A 23,788-nucleotide genomic window follows, 5' to 3' on the forward strand; every position below is an offset into this window, starting at 1 on the left:
GTCAGTGCATGACGTGCTACACCTCGGTCGGCTCCCTCTCCCTTGGGAGAGGGCTGGGGTGAGGGGCCTCGGTCTCAAGTACCCCGCAAAACTTCAAGCCGAACGCACAGACACAAAAAAGCCCATGACACGTCATGGGCTTTTCACTTGCCGCTAGCAGCTTGAAACGCGCAGCTGCTCTTACACGTAGAACGACTTCAACGGCGGAAAACCATTGAACTCAACCGCGCTGTAACTGGTGGTGTACGCACCGGTCGACAGCCAGTACAGACGATCACCGATTGCCAGGTTCAGCGGCAGGCCGTACTTGTAGTTTTCGTACATGATGTCGGCGCTGTCGCAAGTTGGGCCGGCGATCACCACTTCTTCCATCTCGCCTTTTTTCTCGGTCCAGATCGGGAACTTGATCGCTTCGTCCATGGTTTCGATCAGGCCGGAGAACTTGCCCACATCGGTGTAGACCCAGCGCTCGACGGCAGTGCGCGACTTGCGTGCAACCAATACCACTTCGCTGACCAGGATGCCGGCGTTGGCGATCAGCGAACGGCCCGGCTCGAGAATGATTTCCGGCAGGTCATCACCGAAGTCTTCCTTCAGGAAGCGGATGATTTCTTCGGCGTAGGTTTCCAGGCTGTTGGTGCGGGTGATGTAGTTGGCCGGGAAGCCGCCGCCCATGTTGATCAGCTTCAGGTGGATGCCGTCTTCTTCTTTCAGACGCTCGAAGATCACTTTGACCTTGGCGATCGCTGCGTCCCAGACGCTGATGTCGCGTTGCTGCGAACCGACGTGGAACGAGATGCCGTACGGCACCAGGCCGAGGTCGCGGGCGAGGATCAGCAGGTCCATGGCCATGTCGGTCTGGCAGCCGAATTTGCGCGACAGCGGCCAGTCAGCCGTGGTCGAGCCTTCGGTGAGGATGCGCACATAGACTTTCGAACCCGGTGCAGCCTTGGCGATGTTGCGCAGGTCGGCTTCGGAGTCGGTGGAGAACAGACGCACGCCCTTCTCGTAGAAGTAGCGGATGTCCTTGGATTTCTTGATGGTGTTGCCGTAGCTGATACGGTCCGGGCTGACGCCACGATCCATCACCTTGTCCAGCTCATAGATCGAGGCGATGTCGAAGCTCGAACCTTTTTCTTTGAGCAGGTCGATGATCTCGACGGCCGGGTTGGCCTTGACCGCGTAGTAGACCTTGGCGAATTCGAAACCGGCACGCAGGTCATCGTAGGCCTGGGCGATCATCGCGGTGTCGATCACCACGAACGGGGTTTCCTGTTTGTCGGCGAACGCCTTCATTTTGTCGAATGTAGCGCGCGCGAAATAGTCTTCGACCTGGATCGACATGCTGGGAACTCCTACTGGCAAACTAAGTTAAACAATGGGTGCAAATGAACGTCCTCCGTATCCCCACTTTGGTTCGCCTACTTCCCAAGGCATGTCGCCGAAAGCAAAAAGGCCATGGGGCGTTGCCCTTGGCCTTGCTGTCTCGTCGTCAGTACTTGAGCCGGATGGATCGTTTCCAGCATGGACGTTCGGCGCGAACTTTAGGGCGTGAGGGGCGTGAGATCAACTAAAAATGTCGCGTTTTTGCACGCTTCTGACGTGCGTCGCGTTCATCACTCTTTGTAGCCGACCGAGATGACGGACAGATGTTCCCCGAGAATTTTCAAGTGTTAAAAATACCTGCACGTTCGCGGCTTTTGTCGGCTAAGTCGTGGGTAAGTGTGATGGGCGCAACATCGGCGACGTTGGCGGCGAGAGGGGGGTGTGAGAGGGATTTTGGCTGTTTCGCAGGTCGCTTTAGACAGGCTGTGGGCTTATTCGGTGTTGAGATTCTTTTCCGCCTGATGAGTGAAGAAAAAATCACCCGGATCCTGTGGGAGCGAGCTTGCTCGCGAAGGCATTTTCACAGTCGACATCGTTGTTGACTGATATTCCGCTTTCGCGAGCAAGCTCGCTCCCACAGGTTGTGTATTTTTTAGGCGACTACCGCTTCAGCAGGCGAGACGATACTGGTCTTCATCCCGCGCGAGCGCCCCGAGCTCAGATAAGCCGCAATCGACTCCTGCGTGACCTCACCGAGGAACACTCGCTCGGCATCCATCACCGGCAGCCACGAACGGTTGAACTCGTACATCCGCGACAACAGGATGCGCAAATGCTCGTCGTACGCCGCCGTGGCGTTGAACTCGCGCAGGAATTGCGCACAGGTGCCGGTCTGGCGGTGCAGGTCGCGACGACGCACATAGCCCAGCGCCTTGTTCTCGGCACAGGTGACGACCACGTAGCGGCGGTCATGCTCGTCCATCAATTCCAGGGCATCGGCCACCGGGGTTTCCGGGCTCACCGACGGCGCGTTGTCCGCCGCATCTTCTGCCTTCACCAACAACAGACGCTTGAGCGTGCTGTCCTGGCCGACGAAGTTGCTGACGAAATCGTCCGCCGGATGCGCGAGCAGGGTGTCCGGGTGATCAATCTGCAGCAGTTTGCCGGCGCGGAAAATCGCGATCTTGTCGCCCAGCTTGATCGCTTCGTCGATGTCGTGGCTGACCATGATCACGGTCTTGTTCAGCGCCCGTTGCATCTCGAAGAACTCGTTCTGGATCATTTCGCGGTTGATCGGGTCGACCGCACCGAACGGCTCGTCCATCAGCAACAGCGGCGCATCCGCCGCCAATGCGCGGATCACGCCGATGCGCTGTTGCTGGCCGCCGGACAGTTCACGCGGGTAGCGATGCAGATACTGCTTGGGTTCGAGCTTGATCATGCTCATCAACTCGCGGGCGCGGTCGTGGCATTTCTGTTTGTCCCAGCCGAGCAGCTTCGGCACGACGACGATGTTCTCTTCGATGGTCATGTTCGGGAACAGACCGATCTGCTGGATCACGTAACCGATGTTGCGACGCAGGGTCACTTCGTCGAGGTCGGTGGTGTCTTCGCCGTTGATCAGGATCTTGCCCGAGGTCGGTTTGATCAGGCGGTTGATCATCTTCAGCGTGGTGCTTTTGCCGCAACCCGATGGCCCGAGGAACACACAGATTTCGCCTTCATTGACGGTCAGGCTTACCGAGTCCACGGCTTTGACATCTTTGCCGTTGCTTTGGAAGGTCTTGCTGAGGTTTTGAAGTTCGATCATTTGAGGAGTCCTTTTGGAGTCAGCGTACGTTGCAGCCACTGCAGGAGAAGGTCGGCGAAGATCGCCAGAAGACTGACCAACAGCGCGCCGACGATGAGCATCGACATGTCGCTGCGGCTGATAGAGGCGAGGATCAACACGCCGAGGCCACCGGCGCCGATGGTCGCGGCGATGGTCATCACGCCGATGTTCATCACCACGGCGGTGCGCACGCCGGCGAGGATCACCGGTACCGCAATCGGCAGCTCGACCATGCGCAGGCGCTGGCCGAAAGTCATGCCGATGCCGCGTGCGGCTTCACGGATGCCCGGTTCGACGCCGGTCAGGGCGAGGTAGGTGTTGCGCATGATCGGCAGCAGCGAATAGAGGAACACCGCGGTGATGGCCGGCATCGGCCCCAGACCCTGGCCGAACTTGGAGTAGAACGGCAGCAGCAGGCCGAACAGGGCAATCGACGGCACGGTCAACAGCACCGTGGCGCTGGCCTGCAAGGGACCGGCGAGGCTCGGGAAACGCGTCATCAGGATCCCCAGCGGCACGCCGATGAGGATCGCCAGCGTCACCGCGATGCCGACCAGAGTGATGTGCTGCCAGGTCAGGTGCATCACCTGCTGCCAGTCGAGGTGGGAAAAGGCGTTCAGAAATTCCATGACTTTTCCTCCTTAGTTGAGTGGATGCTGGCGCAGGAAATCCGCGGCGACTTTCGACGGGCTCTCGTGATCGACATCGACCCGCGCGTTGAGCTGGCGCATGGTTTCGTCGTCGAACAGCTCCGCCAGTGGCTTGAGTTGCTCGGCCAGTTGCGGGTGCGCGTCCAGATACGCCTGACGCACCACCGGCGCGGCGGTGTAGTCGGGGAAATAGTGCTTGTCGTCTTCCAGCAGTTTCAGGCCGAACGCGTTGAGGCGACCGTCAGTGGTGTAGACCAGACCGGCAAACACTTGCCCGTTACGCAATGCGGTGTAGACCAGCCCCGCGTCCATCTGGCGGATATTCTTGCGGGTCAGGTTCATGCCGTAGAGCTTGACCATGCCGTCCAGACCGTCAGAGCGGTTTGCGAACTCGGTGTCCAGCGCCACCAGATGGTTGGTCTTGGCTTCAGCCTGCAACACCTCGTTCAACTGGCTGATGTTGTTGATCTGCGGGTACTCCTCGGCGACTTTTTTCGGCAGGGCGAGGGCGTAGGTGTTGCTGAATTTCGACGGGGTCAGCCAGACCAGGCCTTTTTTCGCGTCGAGTTCTTTCACCCGGGCGTAGGACTGTTCGCTGTCGAGTTTTTCGGTGACATGGTTGTAGGCCACCAGCGACACGCCGGTGTATTCCCAGAGCATGTCCAGTTGCCCGCTTTCGTGGGCGCTGCGGGCGAGGTTGCTGCCCAGACCACCGGTGATCTGCGCGTCGTAACCTTTGCTGCGCAGGTATTGCGCGGTGATTTCCGCGAGCAGGGTCTGCTCGGTGAATACCCGGGCGCCGAGACGGATTACCGGTTTTTCAGCGGCTTGCGCGATTCCTGCGAACAGCAGGGCACTACTCAGGATCAGGCCTAAGATCAAGCTAAGTCGTTTCATAAATATTCCTTCGCAAGAGCCTTAAGACGGGCGCAAACCGCGTTCCAGCCAGAGTCGGCTGGCGAGGGTGACGACGCCATCGAGCAGCAGGGCCAGCAGCGCGGTGCACGCGGCGCCGAGCAGCAGTTGCGGCTGATTGTTCAGGGCGATGCCGGGGAAGATCAGGCTGCCGAGGCTGTTGGCACCGATCAGGAACGCCAATGGCGCGGTGCCGACGTTGATTGCCAGCGCGACACGCACACCACCGACGATGATCGGCACGGCGTTGGGCAATTCGACTTTCCACAGCACCTGGCGCGGGGTCATGCCGATGCCGACGGCGGCTTCTTTCAGCGAGCCCTGGACGTTTTTCAGGCCTTCATAGGTGTTGCGCACGATCGGCAACAGGGAGGCGAGGAACAAAGCGAAGATCGCCGGACCACTGCCGATGCCGAGAATCCCCAGGGCAATCGCCAGTACGGCCAGCGGTGGCACGGTGTTACCGATATTGAAGATCTGCATGAAGCGTTCAGCGCGGCCGACCATGGTCGGGCGACTGAGGAAGATGCCGGCGGGGATGCCCACGACCAGGGCGGCCAGCATTGAAGCGAGGACGAGAATCAGATGAGCTTGCAGGTAAAACAACAAATCGTCGCGGTAGTGTTCGATCGTGTTGATGCCGATCCAGTGGATCAGCAGGGCCAGGAGCGCGATCACCACCGCACCTCCCATCAGCCCTTTGCCATAGCGGATAGCCACAGGCGGACTCCTTTTTTTGTAGTCGGCGAACGCTCTCCCGAGTGGCATGCCAAGCCTTGGCTGCCGGGAATAAACGTTCGCGAGAAGCAGCTCCCTCAGCACCGGCAAAAAGCGGTCTGAAAGCGAGCCATGAGCGCAGCCTCGTCAGGCTAACTTGCTGATTTTTCAGCCCCTGACGAAATGTCGTAACAGGGGATGGACGTCTCCGTGCTTTAAAAGGTTCCCATCTGAGACAGCATTTGGCCACCCTTAATGTGCTCAACGGTTCGGTTATTGCATCGAGTTGGGCTATAATCGCGGCCCTTTTTTGAATCACCGCCAGGCGATTTCCCATGACCAACCAGGCCGCCGAAGTCGCGAAACGCCGCACTTTCGCCATTATTTCCCACCCCGATGCCGGTAAAACCACGATCACCGAAAAGCTCCTGTTGATGGGCAAGGCGATTGCGGTGGCCGGTACGGTGAAATCCCGTAAATCCGATCGCCATGCGACATCCGACTGGATGGAGATGGAGAAACAACGGGGTATTTCCATTACCACGTCGGTCATGCAGTTCCCGTATCGCGAACACATGATCAACCTGCTCGACACCCCGGGCCACGAAGACTTCTCCGAAGACACCTACCGCACCCTGACGGCGGTCGACTCGGCATTGATGGTTCTCGACGGCGGTAAAGGTGTAGAGCCACGGACCATCGCCCTGATGGACGTCTGCCGTCTGCGTGACACGCCGATCGTCAGCTTCATCAACAAACTCGACCGCGACATCCGCGACCCGATCGAACTGCTCGACGAAATCGAAGCCGTGCTGAAGATCAAGGCAGCGCCGATCACCTGGCCGATCGGTTGCTACCGCGACTTCAAGGGCGTGTACCACCTCGCCGACGACTACATCATTGTCTACACCGCTGGTCATGGTCACGAACGCACCGAAACCAAGATCATCGAGAAACTCGACTCCGATGAAGCGCGTGCGCACCTGGGCGATGAGTACGAGCGTTTCCTCGAACAACTGGAACTGGTGCAGGGCGCCTGCCACGAGTTCAACCAGCAGGAGTTCCTCGACGGTCAACTGACCCCGGTGTTCTTCGGTACTGCACTGGGCAACTTTGGTGTCGACCACGTGCTCGATGCCGTCGTTGACTGGGCACCGCGTCCGCTGGCCCGTGTCGCCAACGAACGCACCGTGGAGCCGGTGGAAGAGAAGTTCTCGGGCTTCATCTTCAAGATCCAGGCGAACATGGACCCGAAACACCGCGACCGCATCGCCTTCATGCGTATCTGCTCGGGCAAGTACGAAAAAGGCATGAAGATGCGCCACGTGCGTACCGGCAAGGACGTGCGCATCGGCGATGCCCTGACGTTCTTCTCCTCCGAGCGTGAACAGTTGGAAGAGGCGTACGCCGGCGACATCATCGGTCTGCACAACCACGGCACGATCCAGATTGGCGACACCTTCAGCGAAGGTGAAGTCCTCGGTTTCACCGGTATCCCGCACTTCGCCCCGGAACTGTTCCGTCGTGTGCGTCTGCGTGATCCGCTGAAGTCCAAGCAACTGCGTCAGGGTCTGCAACAGCTGGCTGAAGAAGGCGCAACGCAGGTGTTCTTCCCGGAACGCAGCAACGACATCATTCTTGGCGCCGTGGGTGTGCTGCAGTTCGATGTGGTCGCCAGTCGTTTGAAGGAGGAATACAAGGTTGAGTGCTCTTATGAGCCGATCACTGTTTACTCTGCGCGCTGGATTGAATGCAGCGACAAGAAGAAGCTTGAGGAGTTTTCCAACAAGGCTGTGGAAAACCTGGCGTTGGATGGTGGTGGGCATCTGACCTACCTTGCGCCGACGCGGGTTAACCTGGCGTTGATGGAAGAGCGCTGGCCGGATGTGAAGTTCCGGGCGACGCGTGAGCATCATTAAGCGTTGAGCTGGTTTGTTCGAAAAGCCCCCTCGGTGTGTGCCTAGGGGGCTTTTTTTTGCTTGGTGGGTTTGGGGGTGTATCCGTTTCTGCGGGTGTTGCTGATTACGGTTTCGCCCTTACGGCGACTCACTTTTTTTACAAACGCCTAAAAAAAGTAAGCAAAAAAACGCTTGCTCCTACGTGCGGCCCGCTCGCTGGGGCTCGGGGTTCCTTCGCTGCGGGATCGATCCGGGCGCAGCGTCTCCGGTTTGCTTCGCTGCACCTACTCCCGCTGTGTTTGGCTGCGCCAAACGGTCGCTGCGCTCCCACGCCCGGATCAATCCCTCCACTCAGCCTTCCGATGTCGCCCGTGGATCAAGATCAAAAGCAGGCGAGCTGACACTCGGCCTATTGAGTGGTGAAGAGCACGGGTATTCGGCTTTGGATTTGTGGTGCTCTTGCCCCTCACCCCAGCCCTCTCCCGAAGGAGAGGGAGCCGATTTGTGGGTTTTTCAAAATCTGAGTTCGACTCGGTATCGCACGGCGGCGTAGCTCTCTCAAACACCGCGATCAGCCCCTCTCTCTGGGAGGGTGAGAGGCCGATTTGTTTGCTTTTCAGAACCTGAGTTCAACGCGGTATCGCACGTCGGCGTAGTTCGCCCAAACACCGCGGTCAGTCCCCTCTCCCTCCGGGAGAGGGTTAGGGTGAGGGGCTTTTGATCTTCGACTCCGTTTTTGTGATCTCGATGTTCTCGAACGCGACAAACGACATGCTGATCGTTAGTGTTCCAGCTCCACGCGCCTCGGTCAGCCCCTCTCTCTGGGAGGGTGAGAGGCCGATTTGTTTGCTTTTCAGAACCTGAGTTCGACTCGGTATCGCACGTCGGCGTAGTTCGCCCAAACACCGCGGTCAGTCCCCTCTCCCTCCGGGAGAGGGTTAGGGTGAGGGGCTTTTGATCTTCGGCTCCGTTTTTGTGATCTCGATGTTCTCGAACGCGACAAACGGCATGCTGATCGTTAGTGTTCCAGCTCCACGCGCCTCGGTCAGTCCCTCTCTCTGGGAGGGTGAGAGGCCGATTTGTTTGCTTTTCAGAGCCTGAGTTCAACGCGGTATCGCACGTCGGCGTAGTTCGCCCAAACACCGCGGTCAGTCCCTCTCCCTCCGGGAGAGGGTTAGGGTGAGGGGCTTTTGATCTTCGGCTCCGTTTTTGTGATCTCGATGTTCTCGAACGCGACAAACGGCATGCTGATCGTTAGTGTTCCAGCTCCACGCGCCTCGGTCAGTCCCTCTCTCTGGGAGGGTGAGAGGCCGATTTGTTTGCTTTTCAGAACCTGAGTTCAACGCGGTATCGCACGTCGGCGTAGTTCGCCCAAACACCGCGGTCAGTCCCCTCTCCCTCCGGGAGAGGGTTAGGGTGAGGGGTTTTTGATCTTCGGCTCCGTTTTTGTGATCTCGATGTTCTCGAACGCGACAAACGGCATGCTGATCGTTAGTGTTCCAGCTCCACGCACGTCGCTTTGAGAGGTCAATGGAATGACGAGTCGACTGACTCACCTGCTGCGCCTCGGCAGTTATTTCGGTGTGATGGCCTGGGTGCTCGGTGCGCTGCTGTTCATCAATCGCCTGAGTAGCATGGTCAAGCTGTTCATGGCGTTGTACCTGCGTCAGGAGTTGGGGCTGGCGATTGAGACCGTGGGCTGGTTGCTGTCGGCGTATGGTGCGGGGTTGCTGGTCGGTTCGATGCTCGGTGGCTGGCTCAGTGATCATGTGCGTACAGCGCGGCTGACCGCGACGTTGTTCTTTGTTTCGGTGTGGGTGTTGATTCTGCTGGGGCTGGTGACGCAAGTGCCGTTGCTCGCGGCATTGCTGTTGCTCAGCGGAGCCATTGATGGCGCCATTCGCACGCTGCATCAGCGCCTGATCATGGAATATTGCGAAGTGGCGCAGCGTTCGCGTGCGCAGGCTTTGAGTCACGTTGCGCGCAACCTCGGCATGGCCGCCGCGGGGGTGGCGGGAGGGGTGTTGGCGCAGACGGATTTTCGCTGGGTATTTTTTGGCAGTGCGGCGATGACGTTGCTGGCGTTACTGTGGTTTGTTCGCACCACGTGGCAGCGGCCGGTGCTGATCAATGACGAGCCATCCACGAGCGGTACAGGTGGGGCGGGTGGGCCGTTTCGTGACAAACCGTTCCTGTGGTTGCTGGCAGCGACGGCCGTGCTCGGCATCGCCTTCGACACGGTTTACAGCACGCTGGGTAACTATCTGCGCGATTACTACCAGTTGAGTACGGAGGCGATCGGCTGGCAGTTCGGGCTCAATGCGTTGCTGGTGATCGCGCTGCAGATTCCCCTGTCGCACTGCGGCGAGCGTTGGGGGACGCGGTGGCAAATGCTCGCAGGGAGTTTGTTGCTGGCCGGCGGCTTGGGCATGTTGCCGTTCGGTTCCGGACTGGCGTTCGTCTGTCTGTCGACGCTGATCTGGACTTTGGGTGAAGCGTTGTTCATGCCGCCGCTGAATGTGCTGGTGATGCAGTTTGCCCAGAGTGGCAAAAGCGGTCAGTACTTTGGCCTGTTCTTTATGAGCTGGAGTGCCAGCGCGTTGTTGTCGCCGGTGCTCAGCGCTCAGTTGTACGGTCAGTTCGGCGGCCACAGTGTCTGGCTGAGCAGCACCGTGTTGGTACTGATGTCGATTCCCTTGACGTGGCAAGCGACCCGTCCGCTTAGCTGATCCCGCGATAGACGTTATTCGAAACCTGTCTGTCTGCGCAGGGCATTTCTGCCTGCCCGTCGGCGTCCTATCTGGTGAACCCGATGGATCGGAACTAGATTTCACACAGCGCCAGTCAGGCACGCATGTCTCACCTGAAAAAGGATGGAGTCGGCTATGAAAAGCAGATTGCTACGGGTTTTATTGCTGTTGAAAGTGATGGTCATGCTGTCCCTCGGCACCGCGACGGCCTGGGCCGAGTGCGAGGATCACGATTCCCAGGCCTTTAACGGCCAGGTCGGGCACAGCGGCTTGATGCTCGCCAAGTCTGAATCCGAGCCGGGCGATCAGGGGCAGGGTGGCAGCGACGATGACGACGACTCGACTACCGATGATCCGGAATCTGATGGTCCGGACGACGAAGGCGACAGCCAGACGTAAACCGCAGGCAAAAGAAAACCCCTTCTGCCTCGACTGATGCGCAATCGAGACGGAAGGGGTTTGGTTAACACGTCACTCTGTTTGAAATGCGATCCCTGTGGGAGCGAGCTTGCTCGCGAAAGCGGTGTATCAGGCGACATCTATGTTGAATGATCCAACGCCTTCGCGAGCAAGCTCGCTCCCACAGTGTTTTGTATCGCTCTCCGGATTTGCTTATGCCGCGCCGTCGAGGAACTGCTCGGCGTAGTGGCAAGCCACCTGCCGGCTATCGAGTTGGCGCAACGCCGGCTCTTCCGTGCTGCAGCGCTCGGTCGCATACGGGCAGCGCTTGTGGAAAGCGCAGCCAGCGGGCGGGTTCAGCGGGTTGGGCAGTTCGCCGACGATCTTGATTTTCGGCTTGTTCGGGTCCGGGTGAATGGTCGGGGTCGCCGACAGCAGTGCCTGGGTGTAAGGGTGCAGCGGGCGCTCGTAGATGTCGTTTTTCGGGCCCAGTTCCACCGGGCGACCGAGGTACATCACCATCACGTCATCGGCCACGTGTTGCACCACCGCCAGGTTGTGCGAAATGAACACGTAAGCCGTGTTGAACTCCTGCTGCAGATCCATGAACAGGTTGAGCACCTGCGCCTGAATCGACACGTCCAGCGCCGAGGTCGGTTCGTCCGCCACCAGCACTTTCGGTTGCAGCATCATCGCCCGGGCCAGCGCAATGCGCTGGCGCTGACCGCCGGAGAACATGTGCGGATAGCGCTGATAGTGCTCGGGACGCAAGCCCACCTGCTTCATCATCGCCTGGACTTTCTCGCGACGTTCGGTCGCCGACAGGTTGGTGTTGATCAACAAAGGTTCAGCCAGCTGATCACCGATTTTCTGCCGTGGGTTCAACGATGCGTACGGGCTCTGGAACACCATCTGCACGTCTTTGCGCAGCTGTTTGCGCTGGGCCTTGTCGGCACCGGCGACTTCCTGGCCGGCGATTTTCAAGGAGCCGGACGACGGCTCTTCAATCAGCGTCAGAGCGCGGGCGAGGGTGGATTTACCGCAGCCCGACTCGCCGACCACGGCGAGGGTCTTGCCGGCCTCCAGCTCGAACGACACGCCGTTGAGTGCGCGCACGGTCGCATGGCCCTTGAACAGGCCACGGGAGACTTCGTAATGACGGGTCAGGTCGCGGGCGGTAAGTACGACGGCCATTACGCCACCTCCTGGTTCAGCGGGTAGAAGCAGCGGGCGAGGCTGTTGGCTTTCGGGTCAAGGCTCGGACGCTGCGCACGGCAGCTGTCTTGCACGTACGGGCAGCGCGGCGACAGCAGGCAACCCTGCGGACGGTCGTAACGGCCCGGAACGATGCCCGGCAGCGTCGACAGGCGCGAGGCGCCGAGGCTGTGCTCGGGAATCGCCTTGAGCAGCGCTTCGCTGTAGGGGTGCGCCGGGATGTCGAACAGTTGCGGCACCTGACCGACTTCAACGGCTTGCCCTGCGTACATCACGCACACGCGCTGGGCGGTTTCGGCCACGACCGCGAGGTCGTGGGTGATCAGTACCAGGCCCATGTTCTGTTCTTTCTGCAATGCCAGCAGCAGGTCCATGATCTGCGCCTGAATCGTTACGTCGAGCGCGGTGGTCGGTTCGTCGGCGATCAGCAGTTTCGGCTCGCCGGCAATCGCCATGGCAATCGCCACACGCTGGCTCATGCCGCCGGACAGTTGGTGCGGGTAGGCGTCCATGCGGCTGGCGGCGCCCGGGATTTCAACTTTTTCCAGCAGCTCGATGGCGCGTTTGCGCGCTTGCTTGCCGGACATCTTCAGGTGCAGGCGCAGCACTTCTTCGATCTGGAAACCGACGGTGTAGCTCGGGTTGAGCGCGGTCATCGGGTCCTGGAACACCATCGACAGGTCTTTGCCGACGATTTGCCGACGCTGACGATTGCTCAGCTTGAGCATGTCCTTGCCGTCAAAGCTGAGCGAGTCGGCGGTGACGATGCCGGGATGCTCGATCAGGCCCATCAGCGCCATCATGGTCACGGATTTACCCGAGCCCGATTCGCCAACGATGGCCAGTACTTCGCCCTTGTCGACTTTCAGGTCGAGGCCGTCGACAACGGGCGTCGCGGTCTTGTCGCCGAAGCGAACATTGAGATTCTTGATTTCTAGCAGTGACATGGGAATCTCCTCAGGCGGCGTTCTTGAGTTTCGGGTCCAGCGCATCGCGCAGGCCGTCGCCCATCAAGTTGATTGCCAGCACGCTGAGCAAAATGGTCAAACCAGGCAGGCTCACCACCCACCAGGCGCGTTCGATGTAGTCGCGGGCCGAGGCCAGCATGGTGCCCCACTCAGGGGTTGGCGGTTGTACGCCAAGGCCGAGGAAGCCCAACGCGGCGGCATCGAGAATCGCCGACGAGAAGCTCAGGGTCGCCTGCACGATCAGCGGCGCCATGCAGTTCGGCAGCACGGTGATGAACATCAGGCGTGGCAGGCCGGCACCGGCCAGGCGCGCAGCGGTCACGTAGTCGCGGTTCAGTTCGCCCATCACCGCAGCACGGGTCAGACGCACGTAGGACGGCAGCGATACCACAGCAATGGCGATCACGGTGTTGATCAGGCCAGGGCCGAGGATGGCGACGATCGCCACCGCCAGCAGCAGGGACGGCAGGGCCAGCATGATGTCCATCAGACGCATGATGGTCGGGCCGATCATCTTCGGGAAGAAACCGGCGAACAGACCCAGCAGGATCCCCGGGATCAGCGACATCACCACCGACGACAGGCCGATTAGCAGCGACAGGCGCGAACCCTGGATCAGACGCGACAGCAGGTCACGCCCCAGTTCATCGGTGCCGAGCAGGAACTGCAACTGCCCGCCTTCCAGCCAGGCCGGTGGCGTCAGCAGGAAGTCACGGTATTGCTCGCTCGGGTTATGCGGCGCCACCCATGGCGCGAAGATCGCGCAGAAGATGATCAGCAGCATGAACAGCAGGCCGGCCACCGCGCCCTTGTTCTTGGAGAAGGCTTGCCAGAATTCTTTGTACGGAGACGGGTACAGCAGGCTTTGATCCGCGTTTGGGGCGGAAGTGGCTACTGAGGATGTTGGAGTGCTCATGGTATGGACCTCAGCGCTGATGACGGATGCGTGGGTTGGCAAAGCCGTAGAGGATGTCCACTACGAAGTTGACCAGAATCACCAGGCAGGCGATTAACAGGATGCCGTTTTGCACAACCGGGTAGTCCCGGGCGCCAATGGCTTCGATCAGCCATTTACCGATACCGGGCCAGGAGAAGATGGTTTCGGTCAGGACCGCACCGGCCAGCAGGGTGCCGACTTGCAGACCGACCACGGTGAGTACCGGAATCAGCGCGTTGCGCAGACCGTGCACGAACACCACGCGCGACGGCGACAGGCCTTTGGCCTTGGCGGTGCGGATATAGTCCTCACGCAGCACTTCGAGCATCGACGAACGGGTCATCCGCGCGATCACGGCCAGCGGAATGGTGCCGAGCACGATGGCCGGCAGGATCAGGTGATGCAGGGCATCAAGGAACGCACCCATGTCATCGGCCAGCAGCGTGTCGATCAGCATGAAACCGGTGCGCGGCTCGATGTCGTAGAGCAGGTCGATCCGCCCGGACACCGGGGTCCAGCCCAGGCTCACCGAGAAGAACATGATCAGGATCAGGCCCCACCAGAAGATCGGCATCGAGTACCCCGCCAGGGAGATACCCATCACCCCATGGTCGAACAGGGATCCTCGCTTGAGGGCCGCAATCACCCCGGCCAACAGGCCCAGGATGCCGGCGAACAGCAGGGCGGCCATGGACAGTTCCAGGGTCGCCGGGAAAAGGGAGGTGAACTCGGTCCATACGCTCTCACGGGTGCGCAGGGATTCGCCGAGATCGCCGTGGGCCAGTTTGCCGATGTAGTCCAGGTACTGGGCATACAGTGGCTTGTTCAGACCTAGGCGTTCCATTGCCTGAGCGTGCATTTCGGGGTCGACCCGACGTTCGCCCATCATCACTTCCACGGGGTCGCCCGGAATCATGCGAATCAACGCGAAAGTCAGCAAGGTGATGCCGAAAAACGTGGGGATCAACAACCCCAGTCGGCGGGCAATAAAACTAAACATCGTGTGTGGTACCTCATCAGCCGGTTAGGCGTGCCCGGCTTCCCTGGGGTCAGGGAGGCCGGGAGTTTCTTATCTACTTCACCTGGGTAGTGGCGAAGTTATTAGTGGTGAGAGGGCTGATGTGATAACCCTCTACGTTGTTGCGCATTGCGGTAAACATCCGGGTGTGGGCCATGCTGATCCATGGCTGGTCCTGATTAAACAGGACCTGGGCTTGCTCGTAGAGTTTCGCACGTTCGGCCGGATCTACTTTAGCCCGTGCTTCGTCCAGCAGCGCCTGGAATTTCTCATTGCACCAGCGCGCGTAGTTCTCGCCGTTCTTGGCCGCTTCACAACTGAGCATAGGCGTCAGGAAGTTGTCCGGGTCGCCGTTGTCGCCCGCCCATCCGGCCGACACCATATCGTGTTCGCCGGCCTTGGCACGCTTGAGCATTTCGCCCCATTCCATCACGCGGATGTCGATCTTGATCCCGACTTTCGCCAGGTCAGCCTGCATCATCTGTGCGCCGAGCATCGGGTTGGGGTTGGTCGGACCGCCGCCGTTACGGGTAAACAGGGTAAACACCGTACCTTCCGGAACCCCGGCTTCCTTGAGCAGGGCGCGGGCCTTGTCCAGATCGCGAGGCGGGTTCTTCAGGTCGTGGTTATAACCCAGCAGGGTCGGCGGGTACGGGTTGACCGCAACCGAGGCGTTGCCTTTGCCGAACAGGGCGTTGACGTAGGCTTCCTTGTCGAAGGCGATGTCGATGGCCTTACGCACGCGCACGTCGCTCATGTATTTGTGCTGGGTGTTCATGGCGATGTACGAGACGGTCATCGCGTCCAGCTCGTCGACTTTCAGGTTGCTGTCTTTCTTGATGCTCGGGATGTCATCCGGTTTCGGATACAGCGCGATCTGGCACTCGTTGGCCTTGAGCTTCTGCAGGCGCACGTTGTTGTCGGTGGCGATCGCCAGGATCAACGCGTCGGCCGGAGGCTTGCCACGGAAGTAGTCCGGGTTGGCCTTGAAGCGCACCTGCGCATCCTTGGCATAACGCTGGAAGATGAACGGGCCGGTGCCGACAGGCTTGTTGTTGAGGTCGCCGGTCTTGTTGGCCTTGAGCAACTGGTCGGCGTATTCGGCCGGGTAGATCGAGGAGAACGCCATGGCGATGTCGGCCAGGAACGGCGCTTCGCGGCGGGTCAGGGTGAACTTGACCGTGTTGTCGTCGACTTTTTCTACGCTTTTGAGCAGTTCTTTGAAGCCCATGCTTTCAAAGTACGGGAAGCCCACGCTCGACAGTTTGTGCCACGGGTGATTCGGGTCCAGCTGACGCTGGAAGCTCCAGACCACGTCGTCGGCGTTCATGTCGCGGGTCGGCTTGAAGTATTCGGTGGTGTGAAACTTGACGCCTTTGCGCAGGTGGAACGTGTAGGTCAGGCCGTCTTCACTGATGTCCCAGGATTCGGCGAGCGCCGGAATCACCTCGGTGGTGCCGGGCTTGAAGTCCGCCAGACGGTTGAAGATGGTTTCGGCCACCGCATCGGCAGTGACTGCAGTTGTGTACTGGACCATGTCGAAGCCTTCCGGACTGGCTTCGGTGCAGACAACCAAGGGTTTGGCCGAGACGCCGATGGCGGCGCTCAACAACGCGGCAGCGACGGCCGCACGTAGGGGAAGCATTTTCATCGATAACCCTCTGCAATCGGTTGAAGACAAAAACCGAACGGCCGACTCATCATGAGTCAGCCGTCGGTTGGCGGTTTTTACAGGATGTTGAACGGAATGGTGGTCACGAGACGGAACTCGTTGATGCTGCCATCGGACTGGTTTTCGCTGGCGCGGTGAGCGGTGTAGGTACCACGGATGGTGGTCGCCTTGAGTGGGCCGCTCTGCACCGCGTAGGTCGCACCGATGCCGTATTCATAGTGGTGCTCACCGTCCATATTGCGTACGTCGTACGCAGTGCCGGTGTAGTGAGTACCGTCGATGCCCCAGCCGCGAGCCTGGTAGATGTTGAACTTCAGACCCGGCACGCCGTATTCGGCCATGTTCAGGCCATAGGCCACCTGGAAGGACTTCTCGTTCGGACCGTTGAAGTCGGACAGCAGGGAGTTGGCCAGGTAGATGCCGTTGGTTTCGTGCAGGTAGTCGAAGTACTCGTTACCGTTAATTTCCTGGTACGAGAAGGTCAGACTGTGGGCCTGGTGAGTCAGGCCGAACGACAGGGAGTAGGTGTCGTTGTCGATTTCACCCATCTCTTTTTTGCCGGTGTCGACGGTCTTGTAGTAGTTCAGGCCGGTGGTCAGGCTGACGATATTGCTGTCACCCAGTTCGTGGGTGGCGCCGAAGTAGTACTGGTTCCAGAAGTCTTCAACCTTGGAAGCGTACAGGCTGGTCTTCAGGCTTTTCAGCGGCTGATAGTTCAGGCCCACGATGCTGACGCGATCGGTTTCAGCTTTGTTGTTGGTGTACTCGGAGCGGAATTTGGACAGGCTCTCTTCGGTACGCGGCGATACGCGGTCGAAGCTGCCGGCATCGAACGACAGGTTGTTCAGCTCTTCGCTGTGCAGGCTGACACCTTCAAAGCTTGAAGGCAGCGCGCGGTTGCCGATGGTGTCGACGATCGGGGTGCTGAAGTTCTGACGACCGGCGGTCAGGGTGGTGTTCGACACGCGGAACTTGACGTTGGCCAGACCCAGTTTGCTCCACTGGCCTTCAGCGTCACCGCCTTCTTTGGTCAGCGTACGGTTGTTGCCTGCGCCTGGACGCGAGCCCGGTGCACCGCCGTTGTTGGAGGCCAGGTCCTTGCGATCACGCTCCAGGGCCACCGCGTTGTACGCGGCCACTTCAGTGCTGACACCAACGGTGCCCTGCGTGAAGCCGGAGGTGTAGTTAACGATGGTGCCCTGTACCCAGTTGATACGACGATCAGTCGGGGTGGCAACGCCGTCCTTGCGGTAAGTGAATTTGCCGCCACGCTTGAGTTGTTCGTTGGCGTACCAGTTACGGGTGGTGCCGCTGATCGTGGAACCCTCGAGGAAGCCGGTGGCGTCAGCCTGGGCGCTCTTCTCGTTAACGGTTACCGGAGTGAACGCCTGGCTCTGTTCCTCGGCATACGCCGTGGCGGTGATGCTGCTGATGGCCAGGGCCAGTATCGCGGTGCTGCTCAGTTTCATGGGTGAAGCTCCTTTACTTTCTTTTTATGCCGGCTTTTTTTGGTATGCCGGTTTTTGGTTTAGAACTCGTTCACACATCGCAAACGTTTGCAAAAGGCCGGATTGGCGAATTTCGGCAAAGCGCTTGCGTGAAGGGGGTAGACGGCCCCCCTCAGCGTTGCGGCTATTCGGCTGGTTTAATCGATACCGACACCCGAGAACACGTTGCGGCCGAAGGGGCTGACTTTGAACCCTTCAACTTTGACGCTTAACGGTTGGTTGACCGTCGAGTGGGCGACAGGCGTGATCGGCACTTGCTGCTTGAGCAATTGCTGTGCCTGTTTGTAGAGCGTGGTGCGCTGGTCGCGGTCGGTGACGACTTTGGCCTGTTTGATCAGCTTGTCGTACGCCGGATCGCACCACATGGAGTAGTTGTTGCCGCCAATGGCGTCGCAGCTGTACAGCGTGCCGAGCCAGTTGTCCGGGTCACCATTGTCACCGGTCCAGCCGATCAGGCTGATGTCGTGCTCGCCGTTCTTGGTGCGCTTGATGTATTCGCCCCATTCGTAGCTGACGATCTTCACCTTCAGACCGATTTTCGCCCAGTCCGCCTGGAGCATTTCGGCCATCAATTTGGCGTTGGGGTTGTACGGACGCTGCACCGGCATCGCCCACAGGGTGATCTCGGTGCCTTCTTTCACGCCGGCAGCCTTGAGCAGCTCTTTGGCTTTTTCCGGGTTGTAGGCGGCGTCCTTGATCGTATCGTCGTAGGACCACTGGGTCGGCGGCATGGCATTGACAGCCAGTTGTCCGGCGCCTTGGTAAACGGCGTTGAGAATCCCTTGTTTATTCACCGCCATGTCCAGCGCCTGGCGCACTTCGAGCTGGTCGAAAGGCTTGTGGCGCACGTTGTAGGCGATGTAGCCGAGGTTGAAACCCGGCTTGGAGATCAGTTGCAGTTTCGGATCGTTCTTCAGCGCATCGACATCGGCCGGACGCGGATGCAGGGTGATCTGGCACTCGTTGGCCTTGAGTTTCTGCACACGGACCGAAGCATCGGTGTTGATCGCGAAGATCAGGTTGTCGAGTTTGACCCGGCTCGGGTCCCAGTAATGTTTATTACCGGTGTAACGAATGTTCGAGTCTTTCTGATAACTCTTGAACACGAACGGCCCGGTGCCGACCGGCTTCTGATTGATGTCGCTCGGCTTGCCTTCTGCCAGCAGTTTGTCGGCGTATTCGGCGGACAGGATGGCCGCGAAGCTCATGGCGATGTTCTGGATGAACGCGGCGTCGACGCTGTTGAGCGTGAACTCCACGGTCAGTGGCCCGGTCTTTTCGACCTTGGCGATGTTCTTGTTCAGGCTCATCCCGTTGAAATACGGAAACTCGGTCGGATAAGCCTTACGGAAGGGCTGTTGCGGATCGAGCATGCGGTTAAACGTGAACAGCACGTCGTCGGCGTTGAAATCGCGGGTCGGTTTGAAATAAGGCGTGGTATGAAATTTCACGCCTTCACGTAGGTGAAAGGTGTACTTGAGACCATCCTCGGAAATGTCCCACTTGGTTGCCAGGCCTGGAACGACATTGGTTGCGCCTTTTTCGAATTCCACCAGACGGTTATACAGCGGCTCGGCGGCATCGTTGTCCGTCGCCGTCGTGTATTGCGCGGTATCAAAACCAGCGGGACTGCCTTCGGAGCAGAACACCAGGCTGTTGCTGGCGGCGTAACTGGCGGACGTGGCGGCCAACAGGCCGGCGCCCAGCAATGCGGAAAAAACCAAGGTATGGCGCATATGACGCTCCCTCTTTTTTAGTGTTGTGCAATGCGCCGCAGTCTCATCCGGAGACGCTGTGGTCGCATTGAGCTCAATCCAGTGCGTACGGCAAGCCGGTGGCCCACGCAGAAACTGGTCGGATCCCGACGGTAGGGGCCGTGGGTCTGGCAGTAAATGCGTAATTGCCTGAATACTCGTAGGAAAAGGCGACACGTCCTATACCGCTGCGGTAATCCACGGCGGAATTGGCTGTAGGCAATTTCCTAACTTCCCGGCAGGAAAAACAACGGCGACGTTAAAAACGTCGCCGTCGCCGTGCCTTAATTGCTGACGCTGACGCCGTAGAAGGAGTTCAGGCCGAATGGGCTGATCTTGAAATCCTGCACGTTGGCGCGCATGGGTTGGTACACCGTCGAGTGAGCGATAGGTGTCATAGGGACTGCATCTTTGAGGACGTGTTGCGCCTCTTTGTACAGTTCGGTGCGCTTGGCCTGGTCGGTCGTGCGCTTGGCTTCCTTGACGAGGCCGTCGAACTTCTTGTCGCACCACTTGGAGAAGTTGTTGCCGCTGAGCGAGTCGCAGCCGAACAGCACGTTCAGCCAGTTGTCCGGGTCACCGTTGTCACCGCTCCAGCCAATGATCATGGCCTGGTTCTCGCCACCTTTGGAGCGCTTGATGTACTCGCCCCACTCGTAGCTGGTGATCTTCACGTTCAGGCCGATCTTCTTCCAGTCGGACTGAAGCATTTCAGCCATCAGCTTGGCGTTCGGGTTGTACGGACGCTGCACCGGCATCGCCCACAGCACGATCTCGGTACCTTCCTTGACGCCGGCTTCCTTGAGCAGCTGTTTGGCTTTCTCAGGGTCGTACTTGGCGTCCTTGATGGTGGTGTCGTAAGACCACTGGGTCGGCGGCATGGCGTTGACGGCCAACTGGCCGGCGCCCTGGTAAACCGAGTCGATGATCTGTGGCTTGTTCACGGCCATGTCCAGCGCCTGGCGCACGCGCAGGTCAGCCAGCGGGTTCGGTTCGTTGCTGCCTTTGACCTTGTCCATCACGTTGTAGGCGATGTAGCCCAGGTTGAAACCGGCCTGGTCAGGCATCTTCAGGGTCTTGTCGGCCTTGAGGGCCGCCAGATCCGCTGGACGCGGAAACAGGGTGACCTGGCACTCGTTCTTTTTCAGCTTCTGGATACGTACCGACGGGTCGGTGGTGATGGCGAAGATCAGGTTGTCGATCTTCACGTCGTCAGGCTTCCAGTAGTCCTTGTTGCCGGTGTAGCGGATGTTGGAGTCTTTCTGGTAGCTCTTGAACACGAACGGGCCGGTGCCAACCGGTTTCTGGTTGATGTCGGCTGCCTTGCCTTCTTTCAACAGCTGCGCTGCGTATTCAGCGGACTGAACCGAGGCGAAGCTCATGGCCATGTTCTGGATGAACGCGGCATCGACTTCTTTCAACGTGAACTTGACGGTGTGGTCGTCGACTTTATCGATCTTGGTGATGTTGGTGTCCATCCCCATGTCGGTGAAGTACGGGAATTCGGTCGGGTACGCCTTACGGAACGGGTCATCCTTGTTAATCATGCGATTGAAGGTGAACAGCACGTCGTCGGCGTTGAACTCACGAGTCGGCTTGAAATACGGGGTGGTGTGGAACTTGACGCCTTCACGCAGGTGGAAGGTGTAAGTCAGGCCATCTTCGGAAATGTCCCACTTTGTCGCCAGACCAGGAATCACGGCGGTGCCGCCGCGCTCGAACTGGGTCAGGCGGTTGAACATGGTTTCGGCTGAGGCGTCGAAGTCGGTTCCGGTGGTGTATTGGCCTGGGTCGAATCCAGCCGGGCTCCCTTCGGAGCAGAACACCAGGTTAGTCGCAGCGGATGCGAAAGGTGCGGAGGCTAACAAGCCTGCGCCGACTAAAAACGGAATGACCGCGTGTTTAAGCATGTTGGCCTCATGATTTGTTGTCATTTTTTGATTTGAGGTACGACCTCGTGAGTCGTGCCTGCGGATACTTATGCAGCGACCATACCCATTGCAAGATCCAGAGCGACTGCCGGCCTCAAAGCGTGGCACGAACGTACCTTAATGTCGCATCTGTGTAACTTCTGACGCATTTGACCGTTTGCGGGTGGTTTTTACGGTGCAAACGAGGCCCCAAATTGGTGCGCGAGTCACGTTGTGCGCGCCGCCTTGGGGCTTGGTGTTACTTATTTATACCCACGCCATAGAACGGGGTCAGCCCGAACGGACTGATGCGGAAGTCAGTGACTTCCTTGCGCAGCGGCTGGAACACCGTGGAGTTGGCAATCGGCGTGATCGGCACCTGCTGTTTAAGGATCAGTTGCGCCTGTTGATACAGTTTTACCCGTTGCGCCTTGTCGGTGGAGACCTTGGCCTGCTGCACCAGTTTGTCGTATGCCGGGTCGCACCATTTGGCGTAGTTACTGCCTTTCACTGCCGCGCAGCTGTAGAGCACGCCGAGCCAGTTGTCCGGGTCGCCGTTGTCACCTGTCCAACCATAGATCATCGCGTCGTGTTCGCCATTCTTGGCGCGCTTGATGTACTCGCCCCATTCGTAACTGACGATGTTGGCCTTGATGCCGATCTTGTCCCAGTCCTGCTGGATCATTTGTGCCGACATTCGCGCATTCGGGTTCGATGCGCGCTGCACCGTCATCGCCCAGAGATTGATGGTTGTACCCGGTGCAACCCCGGCTTCTTTCAGTAGTGCCCGCGCTTTGACCGGGTCGTACGGAGCATCCTTGATGTTCGGGTCATACGACCATTGCGCCGGCGGCAAGGCGTTTTGGGCCAGTTGGCCGGCGCTTTGGTAAACGGCTTTGATGATCGCCGGTTTGTCGATGGCCATGTCCAGTGCCTGCCGCACTTTGAGCTGGTCGAGGGGCGGGTGAGTGGTGTTGTAGGCGAGGAAGCCGAGGTTGAAACCGGCTTGTTTGAGCACGCGCAGGTTCGGGTCTTTTTCCATCACTTCGATGTCGGCCGGGCGTGGGTAGCCACTGACCTGGCATTCGCCCGCCTTGAGTTTTTGCAGGCGTACGGCGGCGTCCGGGGTGATCGAGAAAATCAGGTTGTCGATTTTGACGTCTTCGGGTTTCCAGTACGCCGTGTTGGCGGCGTAGCGGATTTGCGAGTCCTTCTGGTAGCGCTTGAACACGAACGGGCCGGTGCCCACCGGTTTCTGGTTGAGGTCGGCGGCTTTGCCTTCCTTCAACAGTTGCGCGGCGTATTCGGCCGATTGCACCGAGGCGAAGCTCATGGCGAGGTTTTGCACGAAGGCGGCGTCGACGTTGTTCAGGTTGAAGCGCACGGTCTGGTCGTCAATCTTTTCCACGGATTTGATCGTGGTGTTCAGGCCCATGTCGGTGAAGTACGGGGACTCGGCGGGGTAGGCCTTGCGGAAGGCGTTGTCCGGGTCGAGCAGGCGCTGGAAGGTGAAGAGGACGTCGTCGGCGTTGAAGTCGCGGGTCGGGGTGAAATATTCCGTTGTGTGGAATTTCACGCCTTGCCGTAGGTGGAAGGTGTAATGCAGGCCGTCGCTGGAGACGTCCCATTTTGTCGCCAGGCCGGGTTCGATGTCGGTGCCGCCGCGTTTGAATTGGGTGAGGCGGTTGAAGACGGTTTCGGCGGAGGCGTCGAAGTCGGTGCCGCTGGTGTATTGGCTGGGGTCGAAGCCGGCGGGGCTGGCTTCGGAGCAGTAGACCAGGGTGGTGGCGGCGTTGGCGATCGGGGCTATGGCTGTTAGGGCGAGGGAGATCAAGAGCGGTTTTAGGGTGGATCTTGGCATGGGGTCCCCGGGGAATCGGCGGTGGTGATCTTGGAAGAGTAGCTGGGGCGGGGGCGTTGGCGGAAATATCGTTTTTCTTGGGGAGGTGTCTATCTCGGTATATCCAGCGGTTGTGGGTATATCCGTTGCTGCGGTAACGGCGGCCTAGGGTTCCGCCCTTACGGCGGGTCACTTTTTCCAAACGCCGAAAAAGTAACCAAAAAGGCTTGCTCCTACGTGCGGCCCGCTCGCTGGGGCTCGGGGTTCCTTCGCTGCGGGATCGATCCGGGCGCAGCGTCTCCGGTTTGCTTCGCTGCACCTACTCCCGCTGTGTTTGGCTGCGCCAAACGGTCGCTGCGCTCCCACGCCCGGATCAATCCCTCCACTCAGCCTTCCGATGTCGCCCGTGGATCAAGATCAAAAGCAGGCGAGCTGACACTCGGCCTATTGAGTGGTGAGGAGCACGATGTGTTCGGCTTT

Annotated in this window: 17 protein-coding genes; 3 read left to right on the top strand and 14 right to left on the bottom strand. The window is 59.2% G+C overall.

Features of this window, described 5'->3' with window-relative positions; genetic code table 11:
* Positions 1-180: 180 nt before the first annotated feature.
* The 5 genes from HV782_RS05055 to HV782_RS05075 all read right to left on the bottom strand — a co-directional run bounded on the left by HV782_RS05055 (position 181) and on the right by HV782_RS05075 (position 5,415).
* Positions 181-1,344 carry a type III PLP-dependent enzyme gene (locus HV782_RS05055; RefSeq protein ID WP_007915304.1) on the bottom strand — a complete coding sequence of 388 codons (1,164 nt, stop codon included), beginning with the start codon at positions 1,342-1,344 and terminating at the stop codon, positions 181-183.
* 634 nt (positions 1,345-1,978) lie between these two features.
* Positions 1,979-3,136 (bottom strand): osmoprotectant ABC transporter ATP-binding protein OsmV, encoded by a 1,158-nt coding sequence (locus tag HV782_RS05060; RefSeq protein WP_034154441.1) that lies wholly within the window; start codon positions 3,134-3,136, stop codon positions 1,979-1,981.
* Positions 3,133-3,786 carry an ABC transporter permease gene (locus tag HV782_RS05065; protein ID WP_007965673.1) on the bottom strand — a complete coding sequence of 218 codons (654 nt, stop codon included), beginning with the start codon at positions 3,784-3,786 and terminating at the stop codon, positions 3,133-3,135. Before HV782_RS05065 ends, HV782_RS05060 begins: the two co-directional genes overlap by 4 nt.
* 12 nt (positions 3,787-3,798) lie before the next feature.
* Positions 3,799-4,704, bottom strand: a complete 906-nt coding sequence (locus tag HV782_RS05070; protein WP_186746255.1) for a glycine betaine ABC transporter substrate-binding protein — start codon at positions 4,702-4,704, stop codon at positions 3,799-3,801.
* A 21-nt stretch (positions 4,705-4,725) separates the two neighbouring features.
* Positions 4,726-5,415, bottom strand: coding sequence for an ABC transporter permease (locus HV782_RS05075; protein WP_177490688.1), 690 nt, complete (start codon positions 5,413-5,415; stop codon positions 4,726-4,728).
* A gap of 359 nt (positions 5,416-5,774) precedes the next feature.
* Here HV782_RS05075 and HV782_RS05080 point away from each other — a divergent pair, with 359 nt between their 5' ends.
* The 3 genes from HV782_RS05080 (at position 5,775) to HV782_RS05090 (ending at position 10,486) form a co-directional block, all read left to right on the top strand.
* Positions 5,775-7,358 carry a peptide chain release factor 3 gene (locus tag HV782_RS05080; protein WP_007965665.1) on the top strand — a complete coding sequence of 528 codons (1,584 nt, stop codon included), beginning with the start codon at positions 5,775-5,777 and terminating at the stop codon, positions 7,356-7,358.
* Between the two features lie 1,514 nt (positions 7,359-8,872).
* Positions 8,873-10,066: an MFS transporter gene (locus HV782_RS05085; RefSeq protein WP_186748609.1), complete on the top strand. Its 1,194-nt coding sequence runs from the start codon at positions 8,873-8,875 to the stop codon at positions 10,064-10,066.
* 156 nt (positions 10,067-10,222) lie between these two features.
* On the top strand, positions 10,223-10,486 hold the full coding sequence (locus HV782_RS05090) for a hypothetical protein (protein WP_186748608.1): 264 nt from the start codon (positions 10,223-10,225) through the stop codon (positions 10,484-10,486).
* Positions 10,487-10,699: 213 nt separating this feature from the next.
* Here HV782_RS05090 and HV782_RS05095 read toward each other — a convergent pair whose 3' ends face one another.
* The 9 genes from HV782_RS05095 to HV782_RS05135 all read right to left on the bottom strand — a co-directional run bounded on the left by HV782_RS05095 (position 10,700) and on the right by HV782_RS05135 (position 23,329).
* Entirely contained in the window at positions 10,700-11,680 is a 981-nt protein-coding gene (locus HV782_RS05095) for a peptide ABC transporter ATP-binding protein (RefSeq protein WP_025109499.1), read from the bottom strand.
* On the bottom strand, positions 11,680-12,648 hold the full coding sequence (locus HV782_RS05100; protein ID WP_186748607.1) for an ABC transporter ATP-binding protein: 969 nt from the start codon (positions 12,646-12,648) through the stop codon (positions 11,680-11,682). The genes HV782_RS05095 and HV782_RS05100 overlap by 1 nt, the downstream gene beginning before the upstream one ends.
* Positions 12,649-12,658: 10 nt before the next feature.
* The gene (locus tag HV782_RS05105) at positions 12,659-13,585 is read right to left on the bottom strand and encodes an ABC transporter permease subunit (protein ID WP_123464594.1); all 927 of its coding nucleotides are present in this window, start codon (positions 13,583-13,585) and stop codon (positions 12,659-12,661) included.
* Positions 13,586-13,595: 10 nt separating this feature from the next.
* Entirely contained in the window at positions 13,596-14,606 is a 1,011-nt protein-coding gene (locus HV782_RS05110; protein ID WP_007953665.1) for an ABC transporter permease subunit, read from the bottom strand.
* 73 nt (positions 14,607-14,679) lie between these two features.
* Complete coding sequence (locus HV782_RS05115; protein WP_186748606.1) at positions 14,680-16,275, bottom strand: ABC transporter substrate-binding protein; 1,596 nt, start codon at positions 16,273-16,275, stop codon at positions 14,680-14,682.
* A gap of 77 nt (positions 16,276-16,352) precedes the next feature.
* Positions 16,353-17,765 (bottom strand): OprD family porin, encoded by a 1,413-nt coding sequence (locus HV782_RS05120; protein WP_128616060.1) that lies wholly within the window; start codon positions 17,763-17,765, stop codon positions 16,353-16,355.
* A gap of 176 nt (positions 17,766-17,941) precedes the next feature.
* The gene (locus HV782_RS05125; protein ID WP_128616059.1) at positions 17,942-19,540 is read right to left on the bottom strand and encodes an ABC transporter substrate-binding protein; all 1,599 of its coding nucleotides are present in this window, start codon (positions 19,538-19,540) and stop codon (positions 17,942-17,944) included.
* A 302-nt stretch (positions 19,541-19,842) separates the two neighbouring features.
* Positions 19,843-21,468: an ABC transporter substrate-binding protein gene (locus tag HV782_RS05130; RefSeq protein WP_128616058.1), complete on the bottom strand. Its 1,626-nt coding sequence runs from the start codon at positions 21,466-21,468 to the stop codon at positions 19,843-19,845.
* A gap of 259 nt (positions 21,469-21,727) precedes the next feature.
* Entirely contained in the window at positions 21,728-23,329 is a 1,602-nt protein-coding gene (locus HV782_RS05135; protein ID WP_186748605.1) for an ABC transporter substrate-binding protein, read from the bottom strand.
* Positions 23,330-23,788: the final 459 nt, after the last annotated feature.

It is taken from the genome of Pseudomonas monsensis (assembly GCF_014268495.2).
Classification (GTDB): domain Bacteria; phylum Pseudomonadota; class Gammaproteobacteria; order Pseudomonadales; family Pseudomonadaceae; genus Aquipseudomonas; species Aquipseudomonas monsensis.

Coding starts and splice junctions, on each gene's coding strand:
- HV782_RS05055 (WP_007915304.1), bottom strand. CDS start 1,344: ATGTCGATCCAGGTCGAAGACTATTTCGCGCGCGCTACATTCGACAAA.
- HV782_RS05060 (WP_034154441.1), bottom strand. CDS start 3,136: ATGATCGAACTTCAAAACCTCAGCAAGACCTTCCAAAGCAACGGCAAA.
- HV782_RS05065 (WP_007965673.1), bottom strand. CDS start 3,786: ATGGAATTTCTGAACGCCTTTTCCCACCTCGACTGGCAGCAGGTGATG.
- HV782_RS05070 (WP_186746255.1), bottom strand. CDS start 4,704: ATGAAACGACTTAGCTTGATCTTAGGCCTGATCCTGAGTAGTGCCCTG.
- HV782_RS05075 (WP_177490688.1), bottom strand. CDS start 5,415: ATGGGAGGTGCGGTGGTGATCGCGCTCCTGGCCCTGCTGATCCACTGG.
- HV782_RS05080 (WP_007965665.1), top strand. CDS start 5,775: ATGACCAACCAGGCCGCCGAAGTCGCGAAACGCCGCACTTTCGCCATT.
- HV782_RS05085 (WP_186748609.1), top strand. CDS start 8,873: ATGACGAGTCGACTGACTCACCTGCTGCGCCTCGGCAGTTATTTCGGT.
- HV782_RS05090 (WP_186748608.1), top strand. CDS start 10,223: ATGAAAAGCAGATTGCTACGGGTTTTATTGCTGTTGAAAGTGATGGTC.
- HV782_RS05095 (WP_025109499.1), bottom strand. CDS start 11,680: ATGGCCGTCGTACTTACCGCCCGCGACCTGACCCGTCATTACGAAGTC.
- HV782_RS05100 (WP_186748607.1), bottom strand. CDS start 12,648: ATGTCACTGCTAGAAATCAAGAATCTCAATGTTCGCTTCGGCGACAAG.
- HV782_RS05105 (WP_123464594.1), bottom strand. CDS start 13,585: ATGAGCACTCCAACATCCTCAGTAGCCACTTCCGCCCCAAACGCGGAT.
- HV782_RS05110 (WP_007953665.1), bottom strand. CDS start 14,606: ATGTTTAGTTTTATTGCCCGCCGACTGGGGTTGTTGATCCCCACGTTT.
- HV782_RS05115 (WP_186748606.1), bottom strand. CDS start 16,275: ATGAAAATGCTTCCCCTACGTGCGGCCGTCGCTGCCGCGTTGTTGAGC.
- HV782_RS05120 (WP_128616060.1), bottom strand. CDS start 17,765: ATGAAACTGAGCAGCACCGCGATACTGGCCCTGGCCATCAGCAGCATC.
- HV782_RS05125 (WP_128616059.1), bottom strand. CDS start 19,540: ATGCGCCATACCTTGGTTTTTTCCGCATTGCTGGGCGCCGGCCTGTTG.
- HV782_RS05130 (WP_128616058.1), bottom strand. CDS start 21,468: ATGCTTAAACACGCGGTCATTCCGTTTTTAGTCGGCGCAGGCTTGTTA.
- HV782_RS05135 (WP_186748605.1), bottom strand. CDS start 23,329: ATGCCAAGATCCACCCTAAAACCGCTCTTGATCTCCCTCGCCCTAACA.